Annotated in this window: 21 protein-coding genes and 2 rRNA genes; 21 read left to right on the top strand and 2 right to left on the bottom strand. The window is 66.6% G+C overall.

Annotation, left to right across the window (positions count from 1 at the left end; translation table 11 throughout):
* From ACYU8W_RS07065 to ACYU8W_RS07040, 6 genes are all read left to right on the top strand, one after another.
* Window positions 1-230, top strand: a 23S ribosomal RNA gene (locus tag ACYU8W_RS07065); the annotation flags it as partial.
* 105 nt (window positions 231-335) lie between these two features.
* Window positions 336-453: ribosomal RNA gene (gene rrf / locus ACYU8W_RS07060) — 5S ribosomal RNA — on the top strand.
* Window positions 454-722: 269 nt separating this feature from the next.
* Entirely contained in the window at window positions 723-1,679 is a 957-nt protein-coding gene (locus tag ACYU8W_RS07055) for a hypothetical protein (protein ID WP_499467805.1), read from the top strand.
* Entirely contained in the window at window positions 1,676-2,446 is a 771-nt protein-coding gene (locus tag ACYU8W_RS07050; RefSeq protein ID WP_499467803.1) for a tetratricopeptide repeat protein, read from the top strand. The genes ACYU8W_RS07055 and ACYU8W_RS07050 overlap by 4 nt, the downstream gene beginning before the upstream one ends.
* A 108-nt stretch (window positions 2,447-2,554) precedes the next feature.
* Window positions 2,555-2,968, top strand: coding sequence for a single-stranded DNA-binding protein (locus ACYU8W_RS07045; protein WP_499467801.1), 414 nt, complete (start codon window positions 2,555-2,557; stop codon window positions 2,966-2,968).
* 15 nt (window positions 2,969-2,983) lie between these two features.
* Window positions 2,984-3,994 carry an HAD-IIA family hydrolase gene (locus ACYU8W_RS07040; protein WP_499467800.1) on the top strand — a complete coding sequence of 337 codons (1,011 nt, stop codon included), beginning with the start codon at window positions 2,984-2,986 and terminating at the stop codon, window positions 3,992-3,994.
* Between the two features lie 160 nt (window positions 3,995-4,154).
* Here the strand turns inward: ACYU8W_RS07040 and ACYU8W_RS07035 are convergent, their stop codons facing one another.
* Entirely contained in the window at window positions 4,155-5,249 is a 1,095-nt protein-coding gene (locus tag ACYU8W_RS07035; protein ID WP_499467799.1) for a hypothetical protein, read from the bottom strand.
* Window positions 5,250-5,352: 103 nt separating this feature from the next.
* On the opposite strand from ACYU8W_RS07035, the gene ACYU8W_RS07030 reads away from it, so the two are divergent.
* The 15 genes from ACYU8W_RS07030 (at window position 5,353) to ACYU8W_RS06960 (ending at window position 20,438) form a co-directional block, all read left to right on the top strand.
* The gene (locus tag ACYU8W_RS07030; RefSeq protein ID WP_499467797.1) at window positions 5,353-5,580 is read left to right on the top strand and encodes a hypothetical protein; all 228 of its coding nucleotides are present in this window, start codon (window positions 5,353-5,355) and stop codon (window positions 5,578-5,580) included.
* The gene (locus ACYU8W_RS07025; RefSeq protein WP_499467795.1) at window positions 5,573-5,800 is read left to right on the top strand and encodes a hypothetical protein; all 228 of its coding nucleotides are present in this window, start codon (window positions 5,573-5,575) and stop codon (window positions 5,798-5,800) included. The genes ACYU8W_RS07030 and ACYU8W_RS07025 overlap by 8 nt, the downstream gene beginning before the upstream one ends.
* Before the next feature lie 7 nt (window positions 5,801-5,807).
* Window positions 5,808-6,611 carry a TlyA family RNA methyltransferase gene (locus tag ACYU8W_RS07020; protein ID WP_499467793.1) on the top strand — a complete coding sequence of 268 codons (804 nt, stop codon included), beginning with the start codon at window positions 5,808-5,810 and terminating at the stop codon, window positions 6,609-6,611.
* A complete protein-coding gene (locus ACYU8W_RS07015; protein WP_499467791.1) occupies window positions 6,608-7,507 on the top strand; it encodes an NAD kinase in 900 nt (299 codons plus the stop codon). Before ACYU8W_RS07020 ends, ACYU8W_RS07015 begins: the two co-directional genes overlap by 4 nt.
* On the top strand, window positions 7,507-9,210 hold the full coding sequence (gene recN, locus ACYU8W_RS07010) for a DNA repair protein RecN (RefSeq protein ID WP_499467789.1): 1,704 nt from the start codon (window positions 7,507-7,509) through the stop codon (window positions 9,208-9,210). Before ACYU8W_RS07015 ends, recN begins: the two co-directional genes overlap by 1 nt.
* 17 nt (window positions 9,211-9,227) lie before the next feature.
* Entirely contained in the window at window positions 9,228-10,406 is a 1,179-nt protein-coding gene (gene steA / locus ACYU8W_RS07005) for a putative cytokinetic ring protein SteA (protein ID WP_499467787.1), read from the top strand.
* Entirely contained in the window at window positions 10,403-11,332 is a 930-nt protein-coding gene (locus tag ACYU8W_RS07000; RefSeq protein ID WP_499467785.1) for a copper transporter, read from the top strand. The genes steA and ACYU8W_RS07000 overlap by 4 nt, the downstream gene beginning before the upstream one ends.
* On the top strand, window positions 11,332-12,123 hold the full coding sequence (locus ACYU8W_RS06995) for a hypothetical protein (RefSeq protein ID WP_499467783.1): 792 nt from the start codon (window positions 11,332-11,334) through the stop codon (window positions 12,121-12,123). Before ACYU8W_RS07000 ends, ACYU8W_RS06995 begins: the two co-directional genes overlap by 1 nt.
* Window positions 12,120-13,739, top strand: coding sequence for a murein biosynthesis integral membrane protein MurJ (gene murJ, locus ACYU8W_RS06990; RefSeq protein WP_499467781.1), 1,620 nt, complete (start codon window positions 12,120-12,122; stop codon window positions 13,737-13,739). The genes ACYU8W_RS06995 and murJ overlap by 4 nt, the downstream gene beginning before the upstream one ends.
* 68 nt (window positions 13,740-13,807) lie before the next feature.
* Window positions 13,808-15,499, top strand: a complete 1,692-nt coding sequence (gene pyrG, locus ACYU8W_RS06985; protein WP_499467779.1) for a CTP synthase — start codon at window positions 13,808-13,810, stop codon at window positions 15,497-15,499.
* Window positions 15,500-15,503: 4 nt separating this feature from the next.
* A complete protein-coding gene (locus tag ACYU8W_RS06980) occupies window positions 15,504-16,154 on the top strand; it encodes an NUDIX domain-containing protein (protein WP_499467777.1) in 651 nt (216 codons plus the stop codon).
* 11 nt (window positions 16,155-16,165) lie between these two features.
* On the top strand, window positions 16,166-17,314 hold the full coding sequence (locus ACYU8W_RS06975) for a pyridoxal phosphate-dependent aminotransferase (protein ID WP_499467775.1): 1,149 nt from the start codon (window positions 16,166-16,168) through the stop codon (window positions 17,312-17,314).
* Window positions 17,315-17,331: 17 nt separating this feature from the next.
* Window positions 17,332-17,907, top strand: a complete 576-nt coding sequence (locus ACYU8W_RS06970) for a chloramphenicol phosphotransferase CPT family protein (RefSeq protein ID WP_499467773.1) — start codon at window positions 17,332-17,334, stop codon at window positions 17,905-17,907.
* Window positions 17,908-18,178: 271 nt separating this feature from the next.
* Window positions 18,179-19,891 carry an HNH endonuclease gene (locus ACYU8W_RS06965; RefSeq protein WP_499467771.1) on the top strand — a complete coding sequence of 571 codons (1,713 nt, stop codon included), beginning with the start codon at window positions 18,179-18,181 and terminating at the stop codon, window positions 19,889-19,891.
* A 124-nt stretch (window positions 19,892-20,015) separates the two neighbouring features.
* Window positions 20,016-20,438, top strand: a complete 423-nt coding sequence (locus ACYU8W_RS06960; RefSeq protein WP_499467769.1) for a hypothetical protein — start codon at window positions 20,016-20,018, stop codon at window positions 20,436-20,438.
* Between the two features lie 117 nt (window positions 20,439-20,555).
* Here the strand turns inward: ACYU8W_RS06960 and ACYU8W_RS06955 are convergent, their stop codons facing one another.
* Entirely contained in the window at window positions 20,556-22,064 is a 1,509-nt protein-coding gene (locus ACYU8W_RS06955; RefSeq protein ID WP_499467767.1) for a peptide MFS transporter, read from the bottom strand.
* Window positions 22,065-22,102: the final 38 nt, after the last annotated feature.

Here is a 22,102-nt window from a genome sequence, read left to right as displayed (position 1 = left end):
ATGGACGAACCTCTGGTGTGTCAGTTGTTCCGCCAGGAGCACCGCTGATTAGCTACGTTCGGAAGTGATAACCGCTGAAAGCATCTAAGCGGGAAGCACGCTTCAAGATGAGGTTTCCATGCCCCTTGTGGGTGAGAGGCTCCCAGTAGACGACTGGGTTGATAGGCCGGACGTGGAAGCACAGTAATGTGTGTAGCTGACCGGTACTAATAAGCCGATAACTTACTCAAACCCTTCACAACAAAAGGGTTCCTGCAGTTCATGCTTTAGCGTCCACTATGCGATATCTGAAACAACACGCAACACAAACTGTTGACGTCATAGTTTCATAGTGTTACGGCGGTCATAGCGAAGTGGGAAACGCCCGGTCACATTCCGAACCCGGAAGCTAAGCCCTTCAGCGCCGATGGTACTGCACTCGGTAGGGTGTGGGAGAGTAGGACACCGCCGGACTTCACCTCAATTGGAGGGTTGTCCCCGTAATGGGTCACAGACCTGTCGGGGACGACCCTCCAATTTTCTTGTATGCGCGTGGGACACTGATCAGCACGCCTGTACCCGATGAATGATCTCGATCCGAGGAGACGTAGTGGCTGACGAGCGACCCGAGAAGGACGACCAGCAGGGCGAAGGCCGGTCGGCGCGGTGGTCCCGAGCCGGCGGTTCCGATCGAGGATCCGATCGGGCGGAAAGCAGTCGCTCGGAAGGACGCGGACGGCGCGATGACAACCGCGCCGATTCCCGTGGTTCTGGTGGTGGCTCCGGTTTCGGTCCTCGACGCGACGACCGTGGCGACAACCGTGGCGGCGATCGCCGGGATGACCGTCGTGACCAGGGGCGCGGCGACTATCAGCGTGACGATCGAGGCGCGAGCCGTGGGGGCGATCGACGCGATGACCGCGGCGGCCGGCGGCCCGGATCCGAGCGCCGCGACGACCGCGGATCGCGCGGCGGGTACCAGCAGCGCGAAAACCGAGGCGGCTCAGGGGACAGCGGACGTTTCGAGCGCCGGGATGACCGTCGCTCCGACGGCGGCCGGGATGACCGTCGCGACCTGGGCCGAGGTGGCTACCAGCGCGACGACCGGGGCGGTGCCGGTGGCGGCGGACGCTTTGAGCGTCGTGATGACCGTAGTGGTCAGGGGCGTGCTGGATACCAGCGGGACGATCGACGCCAGAGTCGCAACGCAGATCGACGCGATGACCGACGTGATGACCGACGTGATGACCGACGTGATGACCGTGGCGGAGAGCGGCGTGGATTCGAGCGTCGCGACGACCGCGGGTCGCGAGGTGACTCCGACTTCAGGAAACAGAGTGAGGGTCGCAGCTACGGCCGGCGCGACGATCGTCGTGATGAACGACAGGGCGACCGCCGTCGGGATGACCGCGGTGGCTCCCAGCGCAGTGGCGATGCTGCCGCACGTTCGTTCGGCAGCGGTCCCCGCAGAGACGATCGCCCGTTCCGCGATGGTGCTCGCCGCGACTCGCGTCCGGACGACCGCCGGGGCGGACGAGGCAACGACCGCCGCGATGACAGACGCGACAACCGCCGTGACGACCGCGAGCAGCGTCCGGAGGAAGCACGTCCCGAGGGAGGCCCGCGCAGTTGGGACCGTGGCCTCGACGATCAAGCTCGTCGTGACCGCCGTCGGGAACCGGCCCTGCCTGAAGGCGTGACCGGTAAGGAACTCGACCGCAGTGTGTGGCAACAACTGCGAACGCTCACCGTGGAGAACGCCGAAGGAGTCGCCGCTCACCTTGCGGCGACGGCGATCGTGCTCGACGACGACCCCGACAAGGCACTCGACCACGCCGAGCATGCTGCCCGCCGCGCCGGACGGGTGCCTGCCGTCCGTGAGGCCCTGGGTCTGGTCCGTTACCGGCGGGGCGAGTTCACCGACGCACTACGGGAGTTCAAGACAGCGCGTCGACTGTCCGGGTCGGACCACCTGTTGCCGTACATGGTCGACTGCGAGCGTGGACTCGGCCGGTTCGATCGGGCGCTCGACCTCGCGGCTTCGCCCGAGGCCAAGCGACTGGCTCAGGACGACGCCATCGAACTCGCGATCGTGGTCTCCGGTGTGCGTCGTGACATGGGTCAGCCGGACGCCGCGCTGATCGGACTGCGAATTCCCGCTCTCGACAAGGCCGGTCGTCAGCCGTGGGCCGCCCGCTTGCTCTACGCGTACGCCGAGGCACTTCTGGCCGGCGGCGACGAAGAGCAAGCACGTGAGTACTTCTCGCGCGCCGCCACTGCCGACGAAGACGGCTTGACCGACGCAGATGAACGCCTCGCAGAACTGGACGGCATCGAGCTGGTCGATCTCCTCGGAGATGACTGGGACAACGACGAACTGCCGGAGTCGGACGACGACGAACTGCCGGAGTCGGACGACCCCGCTCACGCGGACGGCTCCGATCCGGTGCCCGGTCGCGAGGACTGATTTCCACAGCCCCTTCGACGTCCCGCGCTTGTCCACACGACAGGTGCGGGACGTTTGTTTTCTCCCTCCGACCGGCGATCGTCCGGTCATCAGGAAAGGAGGCTGGACATGCCAGCACAGAAGGCGACGCCAAGTTCGGCCGCGAAGACCACTCGAGGTGCCGCCAAGGGACTACAGCCCTCGGTGACAGCCGTCAACGAGGTTCGAATCGTGGGCACCGTGCAAATGGACCCGCAGGTTCGTCAGATGCCGAGCGGGGACGAACTCGTCGTCCTGCGGGTGTCGGTGGAGCGACCGGCTTCGGCACGACGCTCAAGTAGAAGCCCCAGGTATGACCTCTTCGAGGTCAACTGTTTCACCGCGTCGACACGCAAAGCTGCGTGCAGATTGCGCGAAGGCCAAGCCGTCGAGGTCCTGGGAGCGATGCGCCGCCGCGTCCGCCGGGTCGACGCCGGCGCGATGGTGCGGATGGAACTGGAGGCGATGCTGGTGCGAACCGGTCGTTCCATCATGACCGGGTGAGGCGACAATGACCGAATGACGAGCTTGCGGGACGCCTACGATGCCTTGGTCTTCGATCTCGATGGGGTGATCTATCGCGGCCCCGAACCGGTACCGCACGCGATCACAGCCGTGGAGGCGGCCCGCTCCGCCGGTCTGCAGGTGGCCTACGCGACGAACAATGCCTCCCGACCACCGGCACAGGTCGCTGAGCACCTCCGCGATCTCGGCCTCACCCTCGACGATAACGCGGTCGTCAACAGTTCCATGGCGGGTGCAGCTTTCCTGGCTCAGGAGATCGAGCAGGATTCGCTTGTTCTGGCGGTCGGCGGTGAGGGTGTCCGGATCGCCTTGGTGGACAAGGGATTCGAGGTGGCGACTGGTCATCCGAAGGAGCGACCGGCTGCGGTGCTGCAGGGTTACGGTCCGCAGGTCACGGCCCAGGATCTCGCCGACGCGGCGTACGCGATCCAGGGCGGTGCGCGTTGGGTGGCGACAAACACCGACCTGACTCTGCCCACGGCTCTGGGTACGGCACCGGGTAACGGATCGCTCGTGGCCGCGGTGCGTGCCGCCGTCGACCACGATCCCGACGTCGTGGGTAAACCGGGGCCGCTGATGTACACGATGGCAGCCGAGATACTCGGTGTGGCGCCCGAGAAGACGCTCGGGGTCGGTGACCGGTTGGAGACCGACGTCGCCGGCGCGGCAGCAGCCGGGATGGACTGCCTCCACGTGCTCACGGGAGTGCACGGACCGGCCGACCTGATCGCCGCTCCGGCCGAGCTTCGACCGCGCTTCGTCGCTGAAGACCTTCGCGCCCTCGACCAGAATTACACCGAACCGCGACAGGATTCGGGCAGTTGGAGCATCGGCTCGGCGCGTGCCCACCTCGATGACGATGCCTCGGGACCGAGGCTACTAATCGAAGGAACCGACGATTCGCAGGAGCGGCTACGCCTTGCGTTGGCCGTTCTCTGGGAGGCTGTCGACACGGGTCGGATCGACTCGGCGAAGGCAGTGAACTGCTGGGTAACGAGCAAGTAGTCTGGTACGAAGACTTTCCCCGATCAGGAGTGGCCATGGCTCTCGACAGCGTGCGTGCAGCACTGCAAATCCTTTCCGGCGCAGGCGAACTGACCCGTGCCAAGGCGATGGAGGCGGCGCAGACCCTCGTTAGCGCAACCGGGATGGACAAGCCGGTCGGTCAGGTTTCGGCACTCGCCGACGAACTGATCGCAGCCGCCGCTGCGAACCGTGAACTGATCCGCCAGACAGTCCAGGCAGAGATCAGCGGCCAGCTCGAGAAGGTCGGTTTGTCGACCCTCTCCGAGCTCGGTAACGCCCAGCGGGAGATCGACCGCCTGAGCAAGGAGGTCCGCTCGTTGCGTTCAGGCCTGGCAGGAGGCACCGCGACCCTTGCCGGTCTGGCCACCACCGGGGCTCGCAGTGCCGCGCGGGTCGTGCCCGGTCGTGGTCCGAAGACCGAGAAGCCGACTGTTGCTCCCGAGCCCGTTCCCTCGCGTTCGGCCACGGCTGAGGCAACGAAGAGGGCTACGCCCTCGCGTGCTGCCGTCCATAAGGCTGCAACGACCTCGGCCACCGCGAAGGTGGCTCCGGCGAAGAAGGGCACCACGAAGTCCACCCCGTCGAAGTCCACCCCGTCGACGGCGTCCTCGGCGAACAAGACCGCTGCGGCGAAGTCCGCTCCGGCGGCGAAGAAGAGCACCGCGAAGTCCGCCGCGACGAAGGCGACCGGCACGGTCAAGACGACGACGGCGGCGTCGAAGTCGGCTTCGGCCAAGGTGCCGGCTACCAAGTCTGCAGCTGCGAAGACCGCGTCGAAATCGTCTCCGACCAAGACCTCCGCCACGGGCAAGAAGACGGCGGCGAAGACGGCCGCCAAGGCGAGCCCGGCGAAGAAGGCGTCCACCACCAAGTCGACTCCGGCGAAGGCCACCGCGACCAAGAAGGCGGCGGCGAAGAAGTCCGCCGCGAAGAAGTCGGCCAGCACATCGACCCCGGCAAAGACGAGCACCCCGAAGTCCACCCCGTCGAAGTCCACCCCGGCGGATAAGGCTGCGTCGGAGTCGACGCCGGCCAAGAAGACGACGACCACGTCGAAGTCGACGCCGGCCAAAAAAACGACGACCACGGCATCGACCACCAAGGCGAGCCCGAGCAAGACCGCGTCGTCGCCGTCCGGCACCACGACGAAGTCGGCTGTCTCCACCAAGACGGCAGCGGCTACGGCCACCAAGACGGCAGCGGCTACGCCCACGTCCGACACGGCGAAGAGCACGACACCGAAGCCGTCCGCACCTGCTCAGGCTCCGTCTACCGCCACGAAGGACGAGACCCGTCCGAGCGCGACCGAGACCACGGTGGGTGTCGAGTCGGCCGGGGTGACCCCCCCCGCGCCGGCAACCCCGTCCTCGGTGGCCACGCCGTCGACCGCGGTTGTGGAGCAGGACGCACCAACCACCACCGAGTCCGCGGCAGCGCCGGCGAAGTCGACGGCCGAGTCCGTGGAGCCGGCGAAGGTGGCCGAGTCCACCTCGCAGGCCGACGAGGCTCCGGCAGTGAACACCGACGCGCAGACCGAGCAGTCCACCAAGCCCGCGGATGTCTGAACCGACGGTTCCCAAGCCCGGCCCGGTCGCGCCCGCCGCAGAGCGTGGCGCGACCGAGGTCGAGGCGGCGATGTCCGCAGTTCGTGACCTGCCGAGTCCCTCATCAACTGCCGAGTACAGCGAAGCCGACGACGTACAGATCGACCTCGATCACCAGATCGCGACGTTGAGTTCGGCGCACGACACCCTGCGGCGACAGCTGTCGAGCATCGAGCGGTGAACCGCCGGTGAGCGACGCCGAACGCGTCGACCAGGCGCTCGTGTCCCGCGGGCTTGCTCGATCGCGCGCTGTGGCAAGGGAGTTCGTTCTGGCCGGGCGAGTCCACGCCGACGGTGACCTGATCACGAAACCTTCGGTGAAGGTGGACGAATCCGTCGAACTGGGCGTGAGCGGCGAGATCGATCCCTGGGTAGGCCGCGCCGCTCACAAGCTGCTCGGCGCGCTCGACACCTTCGCCCTCGACCCCTCCGGGCGACGCGCCATCGATGTCGGCGCATCGACGGGTGGGTTCACCCAGGTGTTGCTGTCACGCGGCGCTTCGCAGGTCGAAGCCGTCGATGTCGGTCATGACCAGTTGGCGACGGTGGTGCGTGACGACGAACGGGTCAACGACCACAGTGGGGTGAGCGTCCGCGGGCTCGACCCGGCGACGATCGGAGGTCCCGCCGACCTTGTTGTCACCGATCTCAGCTTCATCTCCTTGACCTTGGTCCTCGCTGACCTCGCGCGACTGATGACGCACGACGGTGAGCTGATCGCCTTGGTGAAACCTCAGTTCGAGGTCGGTCGCGAACGGCTCGGCCACGGCGGGGTGGTCCGATCCGCCGGCGAACGCGCTCGCGCCGTCCGCGAAGTACTCATGGCAACAGGCCGGGCCGGACTGCACGTGTGTGGCCTGGCTCGCAGCGCGGTCGCCGGCACCGGTGGAAACCGCGAGTACCTGCTGTGGGCGAGGCGGTCCACGGAAGGCAAGATGGACGAGGCCGCACAGGCGGCCTTCGTCACCACTATCGAGCAGGAGACCGCATGACCCGCCGCGTCCTGCTGAGCGGGCACCCCGGTCGCGAGCAGGCCCGACAGACAGCTTGCGAACTGGTCGAGGAGCTCGAAGTTCACGACATCGAGATCACCGGCGACGAGGAGGAGCTTCGCGCGTTCGGTGTGCTCGACCGACCGAACGTGGTGCCGCAGGCCGGCTTGCCCGGCGAGGGTTGTGAGCTCGCCGTCGTGCTCGGTGGTGATGGCACGATCCTGCGCAGCGCGGAGGCCGTGCGAGCTACGGGCACGCCGCTGCTCGGGATCAACCTGGGACATGTCGGTTTCCTCGCCGAGGCCGAGCGCGACAACATCCACGAGACCGTCGAGCGGATCGTGTCACGGTCATGGACGGTCGAGGAGCGCGAAACCCTCGAGGTCGACGTGACGGTGGACGGAGAAGTCGTCTGGAACAGTTGGGCGCTCAACGAAGCATCGGTCGAGAAGGCTTCCCGGGAGCGGATGATCGAACTGGTCATCGAGATCGACGGTCGACCCTTGTCGACCTGGGGCTGCGACGGTGTCGTCATCAGTACCCCCACCGGTTCCACGGCTTACGCATTCTCGGCCGGGGGTCCGGTGGTCTGGCCTGGCGTGGAAGCGCTTCTGCTGTGCCCGATCTCGGCGCACGCTCTGTTCGCCCGTCCGCTTGTGCTGAGCCATGACGTCCGTGTCGCTGTGGAGATGGTCGCCGGCTCGCCGGGCCGCGCGGTCGTCTGGTGCGACGGTCGGCGAAGTTTCGACCTCCCCGAGGGTGCACGGATAGCGGTGCGGCGCAGCCCAGTTCCGGTGCGCCTGGCTCGCTTGGCCGAGGCCCCGTTCACCGACCGTCTGGTGGCCAAGTTCGATCTTTCCGTGCACGGTTGGCGTGGCGCGCGCGAGGTGCGTTGATGCTCAAGGAGATTCGCATCCGCGACTTGGGTGTGATCGATGATGCGACGCTGCGTTTCGCGCCCGGCCTGAATGTGCTCACCGGCGAGACCGGTGCCGGCAAGACGATGGTCGTCCAAGGGCTCGGCCTGCTGCTCGGCGGACGCGCGACTGCAGCCCTGGTGCGCGAAGGCGCTTCCTCCTCGGTCGTCGAAGGGGTGCTCGAACTTCCCGCAGAACATGCCGCTGTCGAACGCGCGCTGGAAGCCGGCGGAGAGGTCGATCAGGGAGAACTACTGCTTGCTCGATCGGTGGCTGACGGTGGCCGCTCGCGAGCATGGGTAGGCGGCCGCAACGCACCCGTGGGAGTGCTCGGTGAGATCGGCGAACTCGTCGTCGCCGTGCACGGACAATCCGATCAATGGCGCCTGCAGCGCCCCGACCAGCACCGCGCAGTGCTGGACGACTTCGGTGGCGCGCCGCTGCGTAAGGCTGCCGATCGGTACGCGACCGTGTACGTCGGACGTCAACAGGTACGTCGCGAACTGAACGAACTGACCACCCAGGCGCGCGACCGGGCGATGCGCCTCGACCAATTGACGACGGCGCTGGAGGAGATCGAGTCCGTCGACCCGCAACCGGGGGAGGACGTCGCCCTCGCCGAGGAATCGTCGCGTCTGGAGCACCTGGACGCCCTGATGCTCGCCGCCGGCGGCGCTCACGAAGCGATCAGTGGCAGCGACGACCTGGACGACCGCAGCGCCCTGACCCTGCTCGGCCAGGCATCCGCGTCCCTCGCGCGCGGCATCGAACATGACGCGGTCCTGCGCGATCTGCGCGTCCGGCTCGACGACCTCAGCGTCCAGCTCACCGATCTCGCGGCCGACATTCAGGGGTATGTACAGAACCTCGACGCAGACCCGGCCCGTGTGGAGCAGGTGCAACAACGTCGCGCTGCCCTCAACACGTTGCTGCGCAAGTACGGACGTTCGGTCGACGAAGTGCTGGCGTGGTCCGCGCAGGCGGCGCAGGAGAGCAACGATCTGGCGTCCTCGGACGAGCGGATCGAGGACCTGACCTTGCGGTCGCAGGCGCTGGAGAACGAACTCGCCGAAGCGGCGAGGGAACTCAGCTCCCAGCGCAGCAAAGCCGCGGTCAAGCTCGGCAAAGAGGTGTCCGCCGAACTTGCGCATCTCGCGATGGGTTCGGCGAAGGTGAGCGTGCAGGTCACCGCGAAGCCGGGGGAGTACAGCTCCAGCGGTATCGACGACGTCGAGATCCAACTCGCCGCGAACAAGGGCGGAAAGCCACGCGCGGTGTCCAAGGCGGCATCCGGTGGTGAGCTTTCGCGGGTCATGTTGGCGATCGAGGTCGTGACCGCAGCCGGAGGAGTGCCGACCTTCATCTTCGACGAGGTCGACGCAGGCGTCGGCGGTTCCGCGGCGCTCGACATCGGGGCGCGGCTCAAGGTGCTGGCCCAGCACGCTCAGGTCATCGTGGTTACCCATCTGGGGCAGGTGGCTGCGTACGCCGACCAGCACCTGGTTGTGCACAAGCAGGACGACGGACACGTGACCGTCAGCGACGTCGCGGTCGTCGAGGGTGACCGCCGCCGGCGTGAACTGGCCCGCATGCTGGGCGGTGTCAGCGACAGCCCAGCCGCGTTGGCGCACGTCGATGATCTCCTCGCCCAGGTGGCCACCTCCCGGGCTTCGAGCCGTTGACCTGGCACGATGTGCGGGTGAGGAACCCACTCCAGCGGTCTGACGCGGCCCCGGAACGCACCGGTGGCCGGGTGCAGGTGGACCCTCGCACGAAGGACCTCACCAAGCGGCTGCGGCCGGGCGACATCGCCGTCATCAACCACGCTGACATCGACAAGGTGAGCGCCGAGGCGCTGGTCGCGTGCCGGCCGAGTGCCGTCGTGAACGCGGCGAAGTCGTCCACCGGTCGTTACCCGAACGTCGGACCGGGGATCCTGGTCGACGCCGGTATCCCGTTGCTCGACGGTGTCGGTGAGGCAGTGATGACGGCGGCCACCGAAGGCAGCACCGGACGCCTGGTCGATGACACGTTCATGGTCGACGACGAGACGATCGCCTCCGGCACGCTGATGACTCCTGAGATCGTCGAGCAGGCGATGCAGGATGCCCGCGAGGGCCTGTCCGAGCAGATCGTGGCGTTCGCCGGCAACACGATGGAGTACCTCGAGCAGGAGCGTGACCTGCTGCTGAACGGCATCGGTCTGCCCGACATCCGCACCGACATGGACGGCAAACCGGTGCTGATCGTCGTCCGCGGCTACCACTACAAGGAGGATCTGGCGATCCTCAAGCCATACATCCGCGACTTCAGACCGGTGCTCATCGGAGTCGACGGTGGCGCCGACGCGATCCTGGAGGCCGGCCACAAGCCCGACATGATCGTCGGCGACATGGACTCGGTCAGTGATCAAGCACTGCGCAGCGGCGCCGAGCTTGTCGTGCACGCCTACCGCGACGGACGCGCTCCGGGCCTTTCCCGGGTCGAGGAGCTCGGCATCGACGACGCCGTGGTGTTCCCAGCGACCGGCACCAGCGAGGACATCGCGATGCTGATCGCCGATGACGCCGGCGCCGATCTCATCGTCGCCGTCGGTACCCACGCCACCCTGGTCGAGTTCCTGGACAAGGGTCGTGCCGGTATGGCCAGCACCTTTCTGACCCGGCTGCGGGTCGGCAGCAAACTGGTCGATGCGAAGGGCGTGAGCAGGTTGTATCGCTCCAGTATCGGCTGGCCGTCCTTGGCTGTGCTCGTCGTCGCGGGACTGATCGCGCTGCTGGTCGCGATGTTGTCGACCCCTGCGGGACAAGCGTTCTACCAGATCATCGGTGCGCGCTGGGACACCTTCTACTCCTGGCTCGAGGGGCTCTTTCAGTGATTGATTTCCGGTATCACGTCGTGTCGTTGGTCGCGGTCTTCCTCGCGCTCGCGACCGGCATCATCATCGGCGGGTTCTCTTTGCGCGGCGAGGTGGCCGACCAGCTCAACGGCCAGGTGGTCTCGCTGCGCAAGGACAAGGCCGAGCTGCAGAACCAGGTCAATCAGGGCAACGCGTCCAGCAAGAAGCGCGACGACGGAGTGGCCCAACTCTCACCGAGTCTGTTGGCAGGCAAGCTCACCGGACGGCAGGTCGCGATCGTGGTGCTTCCCGGGGTCGATGACAGCCTGGTCACCAAGGTCCGCAGGACGGTGACCGACAGTGACGGGAAGGTCGCCACGACCGTCACTCTCGACGACAAGTGGACCGGATCCGATTACGCCGACTCGGCCACGATGCGTGACTACGCCGCGAAGGTGGCTCTCGACCCGAGGTCGGTGAAGGCCGACCGGCTCGGTGGAGCTGTGTTGGCGCGCGCGCTGACGCGCGGGGACGCCGGTGCGCGAGGTGTCCTCGACAAGCTCGCCGACAGCGATGCCACCACGGTCGAACCGTCCGACGGTCCGGCAGCGTCCGCGATCGTCGTGGTGTGGCCGGGAATGGTGGACAAGGACGGCCAGGCGAAGCGGTGGGCCGCCGTGGTCTCCGGACTCGGCATCTCGGTCGATGCCGTGGTCGGGGTGTCCAGCGGCTCCGCGTCCACCAACGACGGCCCCTCCCCGGATGCCCTTCTGACCTGGTTGCGCGACACCCCTGATGTCGTCTCGGTGATGAGCACCGTCGACAACGGCTCGCTCGCCATCGGTCAGGTCGCCGTCGGGCTCTCCCTGCGCGACGAACTCGCCGGCAGGTCGGGGCAGTACGGCATGGGCCGGGATGCGTCGGCGATCCTGCCGCAGGTGGAGCCGTCCGCCGAGGCGCAGTGATGGCTTCGACCGCTACCTGCGTTCGCTCGGCCGTGTTTTCCGCAGCGCTCACGGGTGGTACGCGTTCGCTGCTGCACCGCCTTCCCGCCGTCCGAGAACGCCTGTCGCGCAAGAACTTCCGTGGCGACGACGTCACACTGATCGAAGGTCCGGCGATCATCGCGGGCCTGTCCGGCGCGGCGATGGTCGATCCGGTGCTGGCACTCGTCGCGGTGGGATCGGGTGCGTTCGGTCTGGTGGACGATGTGGCCGGGTCGGCCGACAGGCGTGGGTTGAAGGGGCATGTCGCCGGGCTGCTGCACGGCGAGGTCACCACCGGCGCCCTGAAGATCCTCGGCATCGGCGGCACCGCCGTCCTCGCCGCCTTGCTGATGGACCGTGGCCGACTGCGTCCGATCGGGACACCGGCAGCCGCCGTCCTCATCGCCGGTTCGGCGAACCTGATGAACCTGTTCGACCTACGGCCCGGACGAGCGCTCAAGGTCGCGCTGTTCGCCGACCTTCCCTTGCTGTTCATCGACCCGGAGCTCGCGGTCGTGCCGATCACGACAGGGGCCGTCGTCGCGCGGGATGACCTCGCCGGTCACTCGATGATGGGCGACACCGGCAGCAACCCCCTGGGCGCCGTGCTGGGTGCTGCCTGGGCACGACACCTCGGAACGCACGGCCGGCTCGTGGCCGCTGCCGGCGTCGTCGCGTTGATGTTGAGTTCGGAGAAGGTCAGCTTCTCCCGGGTGATCGATGCCCACCCGGTGCTGCACGCGATCGATCAGTGGGGCAGATGGACGTGAGTCCGCGGCGGACCGGAACGCTTCTCGGTGCTGCAGGTGCGATTGCGGCCGTCACCCTGGCCAGCCGGATCACCGGGTTCGGACGCTGGTTGGTGTTCTCCAAGGAGATCGGTGGTAGCTGCGTCGGCCAGGCGTACGCCACCGCGAACCAACTGCCCAACGTCCTCTACGAGGTCACTGCCGGTGGGGCGCTCGCTGCGGTGGTGGTGCCGCTGGTGGCGTCCGCGGTCGAGAGAGGCGATCGCGATCAGGCCGATCGCATCTCGTCGGCGCTGCTGACCTGGGCCGTCGTGGTCCTGCTGCCTCTCGCCGTGTTGTTGGGGCTGCTCGCCGGTCCGATCGCATCGGCCATCGCCGGCGGAGCGGGTACTCGATGCGAGGGCACGCTGTCGAACCTCACCGCGACGATGCTGGTGGTCTTCGCGCCACAGGTGCTGCTCTACGGAGTCGGCATCGTGCTGGCGGGAGTACTGCAGGCGCACCGACGCTTCGTCGCGGCAGCGGTCACACCGCTGTTGTCCAGCCTGGTCGTGATCGCCGCCTACCTGGTCTACGGTGCGACCGGTGACCCGAACAGGTACGAAGCCCGACCCGGCGTCGTGCTGGGGACGGACGACGGCGTCCGCTGGATCCTTGCCGGAGGCACCACTCTCGGCGTTGTGATGCTCAGCCTGCCGCTGCTGATCCCACTACTGCGAGCGGGTATTCGGCTCCGGCCCACAGCGCGATTCCCCGAAGGTGTCGCTGCCCGGGCCCGGCAATTGGCGGGTGCGGGGATGATCGCTCTCGTGGCCCAACAAGTCACCGTGCTCGCCACCATCGCCCTGGCCAACGACCGTGGCGACACCGGTGCCGTCAACGTCTACAACTACGTCCAGGCGCTCTACCTCCTGCCGTACGCGCTGCTCGCGGTGCCGATCGCCACCGCCGCGTTTCCGCGACTCAGCGGCACCGAAGGGTCGTCCGTGCTGCGCCGAGTGCTGCCACTCGTCGGGGCGGCGGGGATCCTCGGTGCCGCTGCTCTGATCGCTGTCTCCGGTCCGGCCGGGGCCTTCTTCGAAGCGCTCGACGCCCGGCCGGCCTCGGTGCGTGCGCTCACGCCCGCGCTCGCCGCGTACGCGCCAGGACTGGTCGGGTTCAGCCTGATCGCTCTGCTCAGCCGTGCGCTCTACGCGCGCGGCGCGGCCGTGGCGGCGGGGATGGCGGTGGGTATCGGCTGGCTCGTCGCGGGCGTCCTGCCGTTCGCATTGCTGCACGGCGTGCACCTGGATTCCGCGCGTACGCTCGTCGTACTCGGGCTGTGCTCGTCCCTGGGGATGACCACGGCCGCCGCAGCTCTCGTGGCGTTGGTCCGGCGTGACTGGCCGGACCTTGAGCTCGCAACGACGATCCGATCATGGGTCCGGGCGTTTCTCGCCGGGCTGTTGTCCGCCCTCGTCGGCTTGGGCCTCGGACGTCTGTGCGCAGGACTGACCGACACCCTGGCCGGGGCGACTGCGGTCAGTGTGCTGGTCGGACTGGTGGCCATGGCCACGTTCGTGGGAGCCATGTGGACGATCGACCGGCCGACCATGCGCGGCTGGGTCGGTGCGTTGGGCCGCGCAGGAGGCTCCTGAGCGTTGGCAGCGAGTCGATCGCGTGCCGGTGTCGCACCCGGTGAACCATCTGCGTAGACTGGCAGCCCGTGGCGGACCAGACGAAGCATATCTTTGTTACCGGAGGCGTCGCCTCCTCTCTCGGTAAGGGTCTGACGGCTTCCAGCCTCGGTCACCTGCTCGGCGCTCGCGGCCTTCGGGTCACGATGCAGAAGCTCGATCCGTACATCAACGTCGACCCGGGAACGATGAACCCGTTCCAGCACGGTGAGGTCTTCGTGACCGACGACGGAGCCGAGACCGACCTCGACATCGGACACTACGAGCGCTTCCTCGACGTGAACCTCGCCGGTAGCGCGAATGTCACGACCGGCAAGGTTTACAGCCAGGTCATCGCCAAGGAGCGGCGCGGTGAGTACCTCGGCGACACCGTCCAGGTCATTCCGCACATCACCAACGAGATCAAGGCGCAGATGCGCGCCCAGGCCGGCCCGGATGTCGACCTGATCATCACCGAGATCGGTGGCACCGTCGGCGACATCGAGTCGCTGCCCTTCCTCGAGGCAGCCCGTCAGGTGCGGCAGGACGTCGGACGCGACAACGTGTTCTTCCTGCACGTCTCGCTCGTGCCCTACCTGGCACCCAGCGGTGAACTGAAGACGAAGCCGACCCAGCACTCGGTCGCTGCCCTTCGTCAGGTCGGTATTCAGCCCGATTCGCTTGTGCTGCGGGCAGATCGGGAGCTCCCCGACTCGATCAAGAACAAGATCGCCCGCATGTGCGATGTCGACCAGGAAGCCGTCGCCGCGTGCGTCGACGCCCCGAGCATCTACGACATCCCCAAGGTGATCCACGGCGAAGGTCTGGACGCTTACGTCATCCGCCGCCTTGACCTTCCGTTCCGTGACGTCAACTGGACCTCCTGGAACGACCTGCTCACCCGCGTCCACAGCCCCGAGCACGAGGTCGAGGTCGCGCTGGTCGGTAAGTACATCGATCTACCGGACGCCTATCTCTCGGTCACCGAGGCGTTGCGTGCCGGCGGCTTCCACCACGACGCGCGCGTGAAGATCCGTTGGGTGGCCAGCGACTCCTGCGCCACCGATGCCGGTGCGCAGAAGGAACTCGGAGGTGTCGACGCGGTGCTCGTGCCCGGTGGGTTCGGGGTGCGGGGGATCGACGGCAAGCTCGGCGCGCTGAAGTGGGCCCGTGTGAAGGGTGTGCCGACTCTCGGTATCTGTCTCGGCCTGCAGTGCATGGTCATCGAGTACGCGCGCAACGTCGCCGGCATCGCCGACGCGTCGTCGAGCGAGTTCGACCCCGACACCAAGACCCCGATCATCGCGACGATGGAGGAGCAGAAGAACTTCGTCGAGGGTGCAGGAGACCTTGGCGGCACCATGCGCCTGGGCGCACAGGAGGCTGCACTGCTGGAGGGTTCGGTCGTGGCCGATGCCTACGGCTCCACCACGGCGACCGAGCGGCACCGGCACCGTTACGAGGTCAACAACGAGTACGTCCAGCAGTTGAAGGACGCCGGACTCGTGATCAGCGGAACCCACCCCGAGTGGGGGCTGGTCGAATTCGTCGAACTGGCGAAGGACGTGCACCCGTACTACGTCTCGACGCAGGCGCACCCGGAGTTCAAGTCGCGTCCGAACCGAGCGCACCCGCTGTTCGCCGGTCTCATCGGTGCGGCGATCGATCAGCAGCGGGCCTCACGGCTGGTCGAGGTCGAGCGGCCGCGCACGCCCGAAGACGCTGCGGCACAGTCGAACTGACCTGATGACGCACGAGCTCTTGCCCTCGGGAATCGCCGACCGTATCGAACCCGCGCCGGTGGTCTCTCGGCGCGAAGCGTTCCACGGCCATGTCTGGAACGTCGTCACCGACCGGGTCGATCTCGGTGATGCCGGAGAGGTCAGCCGCGACTACGTGCAACACACCGGCGCGGTGGCGGTCGTGGCGTTACGCGGTGAACCCGGAGCCGAAGAGGTGCTGCTCATTCAGCAGTACCGGCACCCCGTCGGCACCTACGACTGGGAGATCCCCGCGGGTCTGCTCGACGTCGCGGGGGAGGACCCGCACGCTGCCGCCGTCCGGGAGCTCGCGGAGGAAGCCGAGCTCGGTGCCGAACACTGGTCGGTGCTGCTCGACCTGTTCACCTCGCCGGGTGGCAACTCCGAGAACATCCGCATCTTTCTCGCACGGGACGTCTTCCCATCGGTGCTGGACGACTTCGTCCGTGAGGGCGAGGAGCACGAGATGCCGACGGGCTGGGCGCCGTTGAGCGAGGTTGCCGACGCCGCCCTCGAAGGACGGGTGCACAACGCGGTCGCGATCGCGGGTGTGTTTGCCGCTGCACGCTTGGCGGGAGACTACTCGGGTCTGCGTCCGGCGGACGCTCCTTGGCCGGCTCATCCGGTGTACCGCTGAAAGAGCGTGCCGTGCAAAGGGTTTCGAGTCGAGGTCAGGTCCCGCCGTTCCACGTGATGGAGCTGGTCGCCGCCGCCACCCGTCGCCAGCAGACTCACGGCGACGCGATCATGCTCTGCGTCGGTCAGCCCTCCACGTCCGCACCCGATCCGGTGCGGCGGGAGGTGGAACGGGTGCTCGACACGCACACGCTCGGCTACACCGAGGCGAAGGGCACGCTCGAACTGCGCACGGCCATCAGTGGGCACTACCTACGGCACTACGCAGTCGAGGTCGATCCGGACGAGGTCGTGGTCAGCAACGGCAGCTCGGGCGGCTTCAGTACGGTGTTGCTGGCAGCGTTCGAGGCGGGGGATCGGATCGCGATGACTCGTCCGGGCTACCCGGCCTATCGCAACACCGTCCGGGCACTGGGCTGCGAGCCGGTCGAATTGGTGTGCGGACCCGAGACGCGCTTCCAGCCTTCGGTGGCACAGCTCGAATCGCTGGAGCAACCGATCGACGGGCTGATCATCGCGAGTCCGGCCAACCCGACCGGCACGATCATCGACGCTGCCGAGTTGGCCACGATCGCGCTGTGGTGCGAGGCGAACGACGTGCTGTTGCTGTCGGACGAGATCTATCACGGCATCAGCTTCGGGCGACCGACATCGACCGCTTGGCAGACGTCGCGAAACGCCGTCGTGATGGGATCGGTGAGCAAGTTCCATTCGATGACCGGCTGGCGTCTGGGTTGGAATTTGTTGCCGCACAGTCTGGTTCGTCCGGTCGAACTGTTGCAGGGCAACCTTTCGATCTGTGCGCCGGCGATCTCACAGGCGGGCGCTGTGGCTGCGTTCGCGCAGGAGTCGGACACCGAACTCGTCGGCCACGTCGAGCGCTATGCACGCAACCGGGACCTGGTGTTACGGCGACTTCCCGAATTGGGTGTGACCTCGTTCGCCCCGCCGGACGGCGCCTTCTACGCGTACTGCGACATCAGCCACCTGACCGACGATTCCCAGCAGTGGTGCCTGGACGTGCTCGACCGCACCGGCGTCGCGCTGGCGCCGGGCATCGACTTCGATCCGGTCGACGGTCACCGCTTCATGCGTCTGTCGTTCTGCGGGTCGACCGAGCAACTCGACCAGGCATTCGACCGACTGGCCGCGGTGGTCTGAAACCATGGCCGGGTGAGGTGCTGCTCAACGGTCCATCGAGCGCGGGAAAGAGCACTCTTGCAGCGGCCTTCGCCCGAAGGCAGCCGACCCCGTGGAGGGTGTTCCCCGTCGACCTGCTGCACTCGATCCGCTCGCGGCCCGACCTGCGTCCACCGGGTTGCTCGCTCACTTCGAACGATTGGCGGGCCACCTTCCGGCGGACTCGAGCGGGCTACCACCGTGCGCTGGCCGGGTTGGCAGAGGCCGGGAACGACGTTGTCGCCGACCATGTGCTGAACGAGGCATGGCGTCTCGATGACCTCCTCGAGGTGACGGTCGATGTGCCGGTGCTGCTGGTGCACGTCACGGCATCGCCCGAGGATCTGACTCGTCGGGAGGCGTCCCGGGGTGATCGCGACCCCGGAGTGGCAGTGGCTCAACTGGAGCTGGTGTTCCGACACAGTGACTGCGACCTGGAGATCGACACGAGCGTCACCTCGACCGCACAGGCCGTCGAACAGATGCAGGACCTCATCGCCAACTGGCCAGATCCGACGGCCTTCGACCGGCTGCGCCAACGGCCCGTCTCGTCCACACCCAACACCCCTGGTTGAGCCGAACGCCTGACGAAGGATGGCGTACGCGCCGAAACCAAGGCACGCTTCGACGGCCACCCGACCACCCGGTTCTGAACAACCGACCGCCGCTGGTTGAGCCGAACGCCCGAGGGGACGAGGGCGTACGCGCCGAAACCACGGCACCCTCCACGGCCACACCCGATCACCCGTTCTCCACAACCCGCGAGTAACCAATTCGGTTGTCCACAAACGACATTCATCCGTTCATACCATTCCACCTCGGTTCGAACAGGTGTACGATGAAGGCATGTCGAACACCACGACGAAACCCCTCGGACAGGACACGATCACCCCGCGTGACCTGCTCGAAGCAGTGATGCTCGAAGACGGTGTCGACGCCGCCATCGAACTGGCATCGCACCCCGAACTGGTACCAGGCGCGAACCCCGCCACCATCCAACTGCTCATCGCCCAATTGCTGGCACACAACGTGTTCGAACGCCTCAACAGCGACGACCCGTTCACCGTGGACGCCGCCGGCGACAAGTTCTTCACGCAGGACGACCTCGCCGGACTCGAGCACGCGGATCAGAACTCGGATGAGGATCACTGGGTGGAGCAGACCCGGCAGTTCGAGGAATCGATCCGGGTGGCGCACTCGGTGATGAACACCGCCGGCGCCGTGCGGGCGGTGTCGATCAGTCAGTACGCCCGCTGGGACGCGCAAGACGTGACCTGCACACGGTTTGCTCAGCATGAGCCGGGGCATGTGGGTGAATTCACCGCTGACGGTGTCGCCGCCGAACTCCGCCTGTCCTCGATCGCCGCGTCGCAGTTGGTGCGCAAGTCGGTGTGGGCAGCCACCAAAACACCCGCCCTGTTGGGTGACGCGGCTTCGGGTGTGGCGAACCTGGACACCGTGACCGCGGTCGCGACCGAACTGCAGGACGCCCGCCCCGACACCTGCGAACTCATCGAAGACACGATCCTTCAACGCAAGATCCACTGCCGGGGTGCGGCGTCCGCGCGCCGCTCGACCCGCACCCTCGTCACCAGGTTCGAGGCAGCAGCCGCCCGCAAGACGCACAAACGCACCAAAGCGCAGCAGACCGGGGTGTGGTTCGACCCCCACCCCACCCCCGGGTTGGCGTCCTTCACCGCGGTCCTGCCCGATGCTCAGGTCGCGGAGATCTGCGACCTGGTCGACAAACGCGCCTACGATCTCAAACGATCCGACACCAGCGAAGACGCTGCCGACAAACTCCTGGGTGAGTACCGGGCCGACGCGTTGTACGAGATCGTCACCCGCAACCTGAACTACACCCTCGACATCCAGATCCTCACCCCCACCACATGCACCCGCTGCACCACCAACCCCGCCGACGCGGACGACTCGGACGGTGGAAACGACGACACCACCGGTGACGACAATCCCGGCGGTGGAAGCGGTCCTGCCGGTCCCGGATCCAGCGGCGGCCAACCCGGCACAAGCAGCCGGACTACCCGCAAGGCCGTGACCCGTGGCGAAGCACTCGGCCTCTTCACCGGCAAGAGCAGCGGCACGAACAGCACTGCGATGGCGATCCATCACCGCGCCGGAGCACTGTCCGGCTACGGAATCGAAGCACTCATCCAGAACGCCACCACGATCACCACCACCGGTGTCGAATTCAACCCGCACACCGGCGAACTCATCCACCAGGACACCTCACAGGCATACCGGCCACCGGACACGATGCGCCGACGAATCCAAGCCCGCGACCAACACTGCCGAGCCCCAGGGTGCGCACGGCACGCAGTGTTCACCGACACCGACCACGTCACCGCCTACCAACGCGGCGGACCCACCACCGACACCAACCTGCAATGCCTGTGCCGACACCACCACAAAATGAAACAGAGAGGCTGGCACGTCACCATGAACACCGCCGGTGTCTGCACCTGGACCTCACCCACCGGCCGCACCTACACCACCGAACCCGGACTCCTACAGACCTACTGGGACACCGAAGGACCCTGAGGCGATCGCCGGTCGATGCACTCGGCGGTACCATACGTGCGGCGCTGTGGAAGGGCGCTGTGGAGGAACGAGAACTGTCTGTGGATACCGGCACCGCCGACAGATCGGGTCCACTCTGCTCGGCATGAGTTTCCATGACCTTGAAGACGACTGGAGCGATTTCCCGGTCACCGATTCCGACGTCTCGGACGTGATTGATCTGCTTGTCAGTTTCGAAGACCGGGACCGCGGCTCGATCACCTTCCTCGTCCTCGACGAGAACGAACGCCTGCTGCAGCCGATCGCTATCAACGACGTGCCGGCTGATGTGGACGAACCGCCGTGGACGCTGATGGACTTCCTGCGCGACTTCCTGGACGAGATCGGTGGATGTCTGTTGTTCGCGCGGGGCAGGCTCGGCTCACCGTATCTCGGGCCGGCGGATCTTCGCTGGCAGCAGTGGATTGCGCAGACCTTCGGTGATCGATTGATCGGCTGCTACCTGGCGACCGACGACGAGGTCACCCGGTATGACGAGTGTGTCTTCGAGGACGAGCTGGCCAGTTGACGTCGCCTCGGAGCTCCACCGGGTGGGGTGGTGCTCCGAGGCGAACCAATCGGGAGTCATGTCTCAGGCGTGAGTCATGTCTCAGGCGTGAGTCATGTCTCAGGCGTGAGTCATGTCTCAGGCGTGAGCCGAGACCTTGTGCTGCGCGTCGGGTTCCGCGTCCTTCATCTTGCGGTGCACCATCGGGGAGATGAGCGCCAACAGCGCACCCACCGCGATCGCCATGGCACCGAGGACCAGGTAGAACGTCGTGTCGGACAGCCCGCCCATCGCCTGGATCAGCTGCGCGGCCAGCGACTGACCTGTGGCGGAGGACAGGTACCACAGCGCCATCGCCTGACCGGCGAAAGCAGCGGGAGCCAGCGTGGTGGTCGCCGACAACCCGACGGGGGACAGACACAGTTCACCGATGGTCTGTACAACAAAAACGCTCATCAGCAGGAACACCGGAGCGGTAGGCCCTTCGTATTGCGCACTGCCCCAAGCCATCACGATGAAGGACAGACCCGCCAAGACGACGCCCATCGCAAACTTCATCGGCGTGGACGGGAAGCGTCCCGCACGGCGGGCCCACAGCATTCCGATCGGTGCCGACAGGATCATGATCGTCACCGGATTCACCGACTGGAACCATTCGGCCTTGAACGTGAAGCCGAGCGAGTCGAGGTCGGTCCGCGTGTCCGCAAATGCGGCGAGCTTGCCGGCGGCCTGCTCGAAGATCATCCAGAAGAACACCGCGGCCAGCCACATCGGCAGGTATGCCCACAAGTGCGTGCGTTCCCGCTCGCTGACCTTCGGGCTGCGGAACATCACCGTGAAGTAGGCGATGGACGCGCCGATCGACAGGATCGAGATGGCGTCGATGACGGCCTCGAGGGTGTCGTCGCGCCACAGACGGGCGACGGCGACCAGCACAGCAACAAGGGCAACCGCGCCGATCAACATCAGCGGCACACGCTTGCGTTCGTGCGGCTGCAACGGGTTGGGGACGACGTCGCTCTCGCGGGCGGCCGAACGGCGACCGAGCACGAACAGCACCAGGGCGATCGCCATGCCGACAGCCGCAGCGGCGAAGCCGGCGTGGTAGCCCCAGCGGTCCTTCAGGAAGGACACCACGAAGGGGGAGAAGAACGCACCGATGTTGATCGACATGTAGAAGATCGAGAAGCCGGCGTTCCGGCGGGGGTCACGGTCGCCGTACAACTGGCCGACCATGAGCGCGGTGTTCGGCTTCAACAGGCCGGTGCCGAGCGCGACCAGTGCGATCCCCAGCCACGAGAATGCCGCGGCCGGCATCGCGAGGGACAGGTGGCCCGCCATGATGATGAGTCCGCCGTGAAGCACCGACCGGCGTGCGCCGATCACTCGGTCGGCGGCCCATCCGCCGATGATCGACAGCAGGTAGACCGCAGCACCGTAGATCGTGACGACCGCTGCGGCGAGCGTCTCCTCGACCGCGAGACCACCGTCGGCGACCGTGTCGACCAGGTAGTACAGCAGGATGGCGCGCATCCCGTAGTACGAAAAGCGTTCCCACAGTTCGACATTGAACAGAGTCGCAAGACCTCGGGGGTGACCGAGGAAAGTGCGCTCAGAGCTGTCCGGCGATGACGCCGCCTGGGACATGAGGACTCCTCACAGGTGATGTATCGGACCCCTCAGCA

Source organism: Yimella radicis (assembly GCF_054778255.1).
Note: the sequence above shows the minus strand (reverse complement) of the source record. Positions and strands in the feature narration are given on the sequence as shown.

What these genes read in the sequence shown, in the direction of transcription:
- ACYU8W_RS07055 (WP_499467805.1), top strand. Translation starts at nt 723, where the DNA reads ATGACAACCGCGCCGATTCCCGTGGTTCTGGTGGTGGCTCCGGTTTCG.
- ACYU8W_RS07045 (WP_499467801.1), top strand. Translation starts at nt 2,555, where the DNA reads ATGCCAGCACAGAAGGCGACGCCAAGTTCGGCCGCGAAGACCACTCGA.
- ACYU8W_RS07040 (WP_499467800.1), top strand. Translation starts at nt 2,984, where the DNA reads ATGACGAGCTTGCGGGACGCCTACGATGCCTTGGTCTTCGATCTCGAT.
- ACYU8W_RS07025 (WP_499467795.1), top strand. Translation starts at nt 5,573, where the DNA reads ATGTCTGAACCGACGGTTCCCAAGCCCGGCCCGGTCGCGCCCGCCGCA.
- ACYU8W_RS07015 (WP_499467791.1), top strand. Translation starts at nt 6,608, where the DNA reads ATGACCCGCCGCGTCCTGCTGAGCGGGCACCCCGGTCGCGAGCAGGCC.
- recN (WP_499467789.1), top strand. Translation starts at nt 7,507, where the DNA reads ATGCTCAAGGAGATTCGCATCCGCGACTTGGGTGTGATCGATGATGCG.
- ACYU8W_RS06995 (WP_499467783.1), top strand. Translation starts at nt 11,332, where the DNA reads ATGGCTTCGACCGCTACCTGCGTTCGCTCGGCCGTGTTTTCCGCAGCG.
- ACYU8W_RS06980 (WP_499467777.1), top strand. Translation starts at nt 15,504, where the DNA reads ATGACGCACGAGCTCTTGCCCTCGGGAATCGCCGACCGTATCGAACCC.
- ACYU8W_RS06965 (WP_499467771.1), top strand. Translation starts at nt 18,179, where the DNA reads ATGTCGAACACCACGACGAAACCCCTCGGACAGGACACGATCACCCCG.
- ACYU8W_RS06960 (WP_499467769.1), top strand. Translation starts at nt 20,016, where the DNA reads ATGAGTTTCCATGACCTTGAAGACGACTGGAGCGATTTCCCGGTCACC.
- ACYU8W_RS06955 (WP_499467767.1), bottom strand. Translation starts at nt 22,064, where the DNA reads ATGTCCCAGGCGGCGTCATCGCCGGACAGCTCTGAGCGCACTTTCCTC.